The following is a 212-nucleotide window of genomic DNA, read 5'->3' as shown; positions in this document are numbered from 1 at the left end:
GGATAGGCGGCTCCTGTTGCTTCCAGGATGGTCGGCATAATGTCCGGCAGATAACCGGGAACACGGCACCATTCACCTTTCTTATTCTTCAGATTGCTTTTCCACGACACGATGAGACGGGTAGAAATACCTCCTTCATAAGAACGGCATTTGTATTTACGGAACGGAGTATTGGAAACCTGTGCCCATGCTCTTCCGTAAGAAGGGAACAC

At 49.1% G+C, this 212-nt stretch carries 1 protein-coding gene; it reads right to left on the bottom strand.

Annotated elements, in window-relative coordinates; translation table 11 throughout:
* A partial coding sequence (locus tag HJV72_RS19450; RefSeq protein ID WP_208073525.1) for a hypothetical protein occupies positions 1–212 on the bottom strand: 212 nt, incomplete at both ends.

Source organism: Extibacter sp. GGCC_0201 (assembly GCF_017566055.1).
Lineage (GTDB): Bacteria > Bacillota > Clostridia > Lachnospirales > Lachnospiraceae > Extibacter.
The sequence above is the reverse complement of the archived record's forward strand: the minus strand, read 5'-3'. Positions and strand labels throughout refer to the sequence as shown.